The sequence below is a fragment of the Streptomyces sp. NPDC005533 genome, assembly GCF_042871845.1.
Lineage (GTDB): Bacteria > Actinomycetota > Actinomycetes > Streptomycetales > Streptomycetaceae > Streptomyces.
Genome location: NZ_JBIAJH010000114.1, coordinates 1 through 5,591 on the forward strand (window position 1 = coordinate 1; position 5,591 = coordinate 5,591).

Here is a 5,591-nt window from a genome sequence, read left to right on the forward strand (position 1 = left end):
CCAACGTCCACAGATCGGCCTCGCAGCCGTGGGCCTGGGCACCCCGCTCCAACGCGTTCCGCACCAGTCCCACCTGGGTGTCGTCCAGCTTCGGCTGGCGACCAGATGCCGGCCGTCGCCGCAGTGCTTGAGCTCCGCCGTTCTCCCATGTTCGTCTCCACCGCCACACACTCTCGGCATGGACCCCCACCATCCCCGCGATCTCGGCGTTCGAGCAGCCCTGCCCGAACAACTCGACCGCACGAACACGGCGACCCTCCGCCAACCCAGGCCGCATCAAAGGAGGAACAGACCACCCAAAAACCGTGGACGAAGGTTGAGACGACACGACAAAAGACTCTCACCCACCCACCACACCCACCACACCCACCGAACTTAAAAAAGATCAGTGAGCTTTTTCAACTTGGGATTCAGGTGAGCGCCCCAGGGTGCTATGACCTGCAGAGATGGCGGAGACCCATCACCCGATCGGTGGGCGAGTTGAAAAGGCTCAGTAAGGCCGCCTCTTTCGGATCTTGCCGGGGCCCGCGGCGCCTGGCACCGCACCTGGCCGCGTTGTCGGAGCGACCAAGTACGTCCAGTACACGGGCGCCTATCCGCCTTGCCATCCACGGCACAACCACCGCGGGCAGGGCCGACGAGATTCGAAAGAGACGACTAATTTCCCCAGCGGATCACCCGCCACCTCGCCCGCACCCGTCCCAGTGAGCCGGCCATGAATCTGTGCCCCGAAACCCTCAACCGAGCTGTCTACCGGCCAAAGACCGTCGTCCAGACCTGCTTGGTTCACCAGTCGCGGGCCTCGTTCCGCTACGCGGGCCGGACAGGACTGGGACAACATCGCGGCGTTGAAGCCGGTCCATGTCGCGCCGACCGGGCACCAGCCGGTTCCTGAAGTTTGCGAGGAATGGAGCACCAAGTATCCGGCGATCACCCGGCTTTGGAAACGCCGGGCCGAGTTCACCGTTCCTGCAGTTCGACGCAGAGATCCGCCGAATCGTCTGCACAACCAACGGGCTCCGTAGTCTTCTCACCCGCCGTGAACCGATCGTCAGCCTGAAGCTGGATCCCTTCACGAAACGCCCGACGCTCAGCGGTCAGGCCCCGCCCTCTGGAAACCTCTCCCTAACGGCATACCGCAGGGATCATGAACTATCGTTACCCGATGACAACCCGAAAAACCTAAGTAACCGGTGCCGAAGTAGCTGAGGACGACGTCTGTGGGCATAGGGGAGTACGTTGACACAGTGTGCCCCGCGATGTGAAGGACAGCGGCGGCCTGGCTCCTTCCGGAGGCTCTCGGGTATGACGCCAAGCTGCCAGCTGCGCGATGGCTCGGCTGGCACACAGCACGGCCGCACGCTGTCGCACACCAACCTGTACTTGACAGAGAGTGCTTGGGGACCTGCCCGCCCGAAGCACGGTGCCGATCTGGCGGCCGTACGCTTGGGAATCACTGAGGTGAGCCCAGCATGGTGAGGTAACGGCCCGGCGCGTCGGGAGCGACTGCGTTCCGGTCTACCAACACACTGAGGCAGTGGTAAGCCAGGTCGGTCGAGCCGTACACATGGTGTGCGACCAGAGCCAGCTGCTTGACCTGCTCGTCGGTCATGGACTCGGGGTTCCCAAAGTCGCGCACATACACGACATCGGTTTCCAGGAGTTGGTGCTGGGGCCGACGGAAGTTGCCCCCGAAGACCACGGGAGCGATGGGCCACAGCTTGAGTCCCACGAAGGCGTGCGGGATGAAGCCTTGGTGGCGCAGTTCCTGATCCACGTCGCCGAACGCGGGCTGGCCCTCGTACAGCGGAACAAAGGAGACCTCAGTGTGGATCGCTACGGCCTCGGCCAGCTTCTCTGGAGCACCCTGGAACACCATTAGTTCAGCGCCCTGAATGTCAATCTTCAGGAGGTCGAAGGCGGAGACCTCCTCGACGTCGTCCAGTCGGCGGGTGATGACTGGGATCTCTTCACGGATCCGCCCCCACTCGGTGAATCCGTTGAAGAGCCGGAGCCTCTTCGGGTCGGGCCGGAAGAGGCTGGTCATCCCGGAGGCAGTGGTGACACGAAGGGTGTGAGTGGCGCCGTCCCCGATAGCGTCGGGGAGATACGTCTCAAGCGGGCCCTTGTGGCGCTCTAGCGCCTCCAAGGCGTCGGGCTGGGGCTCGAAACCGGTCACGCGGCACAGACCGGCACGCAGCATGTCCCGGTACGGCGGGTCCCCATCGATCGGGTTGGCGCCAATATCGATGACATGAGTCTGTCGCGCGGGCTGCACGAGTGTGAGCACAGGCGACGCGATGGGGTTCGTGTCGTTGGGAGTTGTGATGGTCATGACTTCTTCATCCTCACGTCAGGCGACCACACGGTACGCCGCGCCCAGCTTCTGCTGGACGAACTCCATATTCCCGGCTACCCGCTCGCGCTCCTCGGCCGGGAGTTTCCCCTCGTTAAGCAGGCGCTCGCAGCACTGCAGAGACTCCTGGTACTCCCCGACCCAGGATGCGGCTACAGCAAGTTCGTCGAGCGCGCGCCATTCGTGCCACGAGAACTCCACGAACAGGATGTCCTTCGGGGAAGGGATGCGCACCGCCTGCTTGGCGAACAAGTAGGCCAGGGGCCAGCGCTCCTTAAGACGACAGATACGGGCGAGGTCGCCGATCGCCTCGGCCCGCGTGGGGCGGCTCTCGTAGGCCCGCAGGTAGCGGTCCATCACCTCGGCTGTCGACCGGCCCAGGCTCGCGGCTAGCCGTGCGGCGTAGAGCTGTGCGCAATAGGTCTCTTCAACGAAACCGGCCATGCCCGCCCGACGGTCGTAGGCAGTGAGAGATTTCTCCGGCTCCTCCGCGTCTCGCCAGCTCTGGGCCAGATAGAACACGTATCGGGCGTTCTCTGGTTCTTCGACCAACCCCTGTTCGAGAATCTCCGCGTCCCGCAGGTATTTCTGCCGCATTCCGTTCTCCCGGAGGCGGGCGCCACCGCCGACTGTGAGGATATTGGCCCCTTCGAGCATGCCGAGGCTGTAGTGGGTACCGCATTCGATGTACTCGTGGAGGACGCCGACATACCGCCAGGGCAGCCGGGTGGAAACCAGGGCCGGCCGCCAGTGGATGATCGGTCCGTCATGCAAAGCGACCCGATAGGCGTCGAGGGTCAGATCCGGCATCTGGAACCCAGGCTGTACCTGCATCAAGTCGTCGGCGTCGATGAACAAGAGATAATCGGCGCTGGGGCGGGCGAGTTCGATTGCTTCCGTACGGCTGACGCCGAAACCCTTCCACGGACGCTCATACAAAATCCCGGGCAGATCATTAAAGCAGTCCCGTACGACGTCCTGAGTACCGTCCGTCGAGCCTGTGTCCACGATCACCCAAGTGTCGATCAGCGGACGCAACGAGTCGAGACACCTCCGGATGGTTGGAGCCTCATTCTTTACGATCATGTTCAGACAGACTGTTGGTTTCAAGGTCCACCTGCTGCTGTTGCGCTGTCCATCCGAGTAGACAGCTGGGCCGTATCAAATATGTGACCTTAGTGACCACTTTGGAGGCCTTGTCCCAGGCTCGCCGGGGCCGAGCCAGGCGTGGCGCGGGGAAGCGCCGAACGATGCTTCCGTAATGGGCTTCAGATTGGCGCGCCGGCGCGATTGGCCCCGCGGCCAGTCGACCGTGGGCGTCAATCCGACAGCTACTGCTACCCGGCAGGAGCAGAGTGGCTGCAGCAACGACGTGGGCAGCAGGCATTTATACAACAGTTCATATCTGATATTACAGGGCAACTAGGCCCCTGGCCCCGCAAGGCCATCTACCGCTTCCCGGATGGCGAGCAAGCCGACGGCTTGCGATTGCCTAGGCGGCTTTATTCTAACTGAATTCTGATCCCGGTCATCTGATCGCCTCAGTACTTTTGTGTACTAGAAGCGATGCCGGCCCAGCACCTGCACCGCTTCCATTTACGGCAACCAATCGACGAGTCAGGGGGCCTTGACCGCGTGGCCCACCATCGAGTGAATGAACAACTGCGAGGAATGCGTGCTGTGGGATGGGCTGGTTGCAGTTTTTCTAGCTGTCGGGAGATCAGAATGAAGATTGGTGCCATGGCTGTTGCAGCCTGCTTGGCGGCGGGGGCGGTCCTGGGCGGCGCGAGCGCTGCGGTTGCCGATGCGGATGCGGATGCGTACGGGGCCGCTGCGGTTGCCGATGCGGATGCGTACGGGGCCGCTGCGGTTGCCGATGCGGATGCGTACGGGGCCGCTGCGGTTGCCGATGCGGATGCGGATGCGTACGGGGCCGCTGCGGTTGCCGACACGGGTGCGTACGGGGCCGCTCACGACTCACCTGGCGTCATCTCCGGCAACGTGGTTCAGGTTCCGGTCGACATTCCTGCCAATGTGTGCGGCAACAGCGTCGACCTCACCGCGCTGCTCGACCCAGCAGTCGGAAACACCTGCGTCAACGCCTGAGTGATAGCCCTAGACCTTGCTGCCGTCACGGGCAGCAACACTGGTCTCATGGTCGTGGCCCAGCTCCTGGCTGGGCCACGGCCAGCGGTCCTCGCTGAGCCCAGTGAAGGCTTTGCGTGAACCTGGAATCCAGACCGCCAGAGGCTCGACGGCTCGTCCACGTATCGGCAGGCTGCGGCCATATATACTCCAAAAAGCGCTGCAAGCTGCGGAAGTGTCTTGCTCTATTCGCCCTTCCAGAATCAGATGAAAAGGATCAATGGCGTCACGTTTCCTAACACTCCAGGATTCATCAGAGCCATAATTCAACAACGGGTATGAATGGCTCTATAGCGGGTTTTTCACAGTTCCTTAATCGCTGATGTCGGGATCTTCATGTCGTGGCGCAGAGCTTCCCATAGTTGGCTGGCATGGGGCTGGGAAAGAATGACGCGATTCGGGTCGATGCTGTCAAGGACGACTGGCAGTGTCACGGTCTCCGCGGTTTTGGCGCTGATGTCCTTGAGGGCCTCGGCAAAGTCGGCCAGTGCCGTGAGGGAGGCAAGATGGGAGTCCGTGGTGAGAGCCTTGGTTCCGACCCGAATAAGCTTGTAGAGGCGCGCAGGATCGTCGGCAGCGATCTGCTTCTTAATTTCTGTAAGCAGAGAGAGGATGAACTGCTGCTGCAGCCCGATTCGACCGAGGTCGCTGCCGTCCCTGTACCCGTAGCGAGTATGGACAAGTTTGAGCGCGTTTTCGCCATTCAGCTTGTGGGTGCCTGGCTCGAGGCTGCAGCCACGCCTGATGTCGTGGATGGCCTCGCCAGTGGTGAACGTGACACCCCCGAGGGCGTCGACGAGCCCCTTGAAGCCTAAGAAGTCGACCGCGATGAAGTGGTCGACACGGATACCGGACATCCGCTCCACCGTATTGACGACACATGCCGGACCGGCAACGTCGTAGATGGAGTTGAACAACACATGCCTAGCTGCAGGTAGGTCGTCCCCGTCGTTCCTGCTGCACTTGGGGCGGTCCACCAAGGTATCGCGAGGGATGCTACTGAGCTTGTAGTCGTGGTGTCGTCAGTGTGAGCCCCGTTCCGGTGAGGCAGCCGTCGATGATGTCGCTGCGGTATTGGATCTGGCGGAGG

Annotated in this window: 5 protein-coding genes; 1 reads left to right on the forward strand and 4 read right to left on the reverse strand. The window is 62.2% G+C overall.

All coding sequences use genetic code 11. The features are described from left to right. The 3 genes from ACFYP3_RS36825 to ACFYP3_RS36835 form a co-directional block, all read right to left on the reverse strand. Positions 1 to 277 (reverse strand): helix-turn-helix domain-containing protein (locus ACFYP3_RS36825; protein WP_388842414.1); only part of this gene is annotated, 277 nt, incomplete at its 3' end. A 1,176-nt stretch (positions 278 to 1,453) separates the two neighbouring features. Further along, complete coding sequence (locus tag ACFYP3_RS36830; RefSeq protein WP_388842406.1) at positions 1,454 to 2,335, reverse strand: FkbM family methyltransferase; 882 nt, start codon at positions 2,333 to 2,335, stop codon at positions 1,454 to 1,456. Between the two features lie 18 nt (positions 2,336 to 2,353). Next, positions 2,354 to 3,442 carry a glycosyltransferase gene (locus ACFYP3_RS36835; protein ID WP_388842408.1) on the reverse strand — a complete coding sequence of 363 codons (1,089 nt, stop codon included), beginning with the start codon at positions 3,440 to 3,442 and terminating at the stop codon, positions 2,354 to 2,356. A 639-nt stretch (positions 3,443 to 4,081) separates the two neighbouring features. Between ACFYP3_RS36835 and ACFYP3_RS36840 the strand changes: the two genes are divergently transcribed. Beyond that, positions 4,082 to 4,462 (forward strand): chaplin, encoded by a 381-nt coding sequence (locus tag ACFYP3_RS36840; RefSeq protein WP_388842410.1) that lies wholly within the window; start codon positions 4,082 to 4,084, stop codon positions 4,460 to 4,462. Between the two features lie 341 nt (positions 4,463 to 4,803). Here ACFYP3_RS36840 and ACFYP3_RS36845 read toward each other — a convergent pair whose 3' ends face one another. Beyond that, a complete protein-coding gene (locus ACFYP3_RS36845; RefSeq protein WP_388842412.1) occupies positions 4,804 to 5,478 on the reverse strand; it encodes an LCP family protein in 675 nt (224 codons plus the stop codon). Between the last annotated feature and the right edge of the window lie 113 nt (positions 5,479 to 5,591).

Excerpts from the sequence above, each read along its gene's own strand:
- ACFYP3_RS36840 (WP_388842410.1), top strand. The coding sequence starts at position 4,082 with ATGAAGATTGGTGCCATGGCTGTTGCAGCCTGCTTGGCGGCGGGGGCG.
- ACFYP3_RS36835 (WP_388842408.1), bottom strand. The coding sequence starts at position 3,442 with ATGATCGTAAAGAATGAGGCTCCAACCATCCGGAGGTGTCTCGACTCG.
- ACFYP3_RS36830 (WP_388842406.1), bottom strand. The coding sequence starts at position 2,335 with ATGACCATCACAACTCCCAACGACACGAACCCCATCGCGTCGCCTGTG.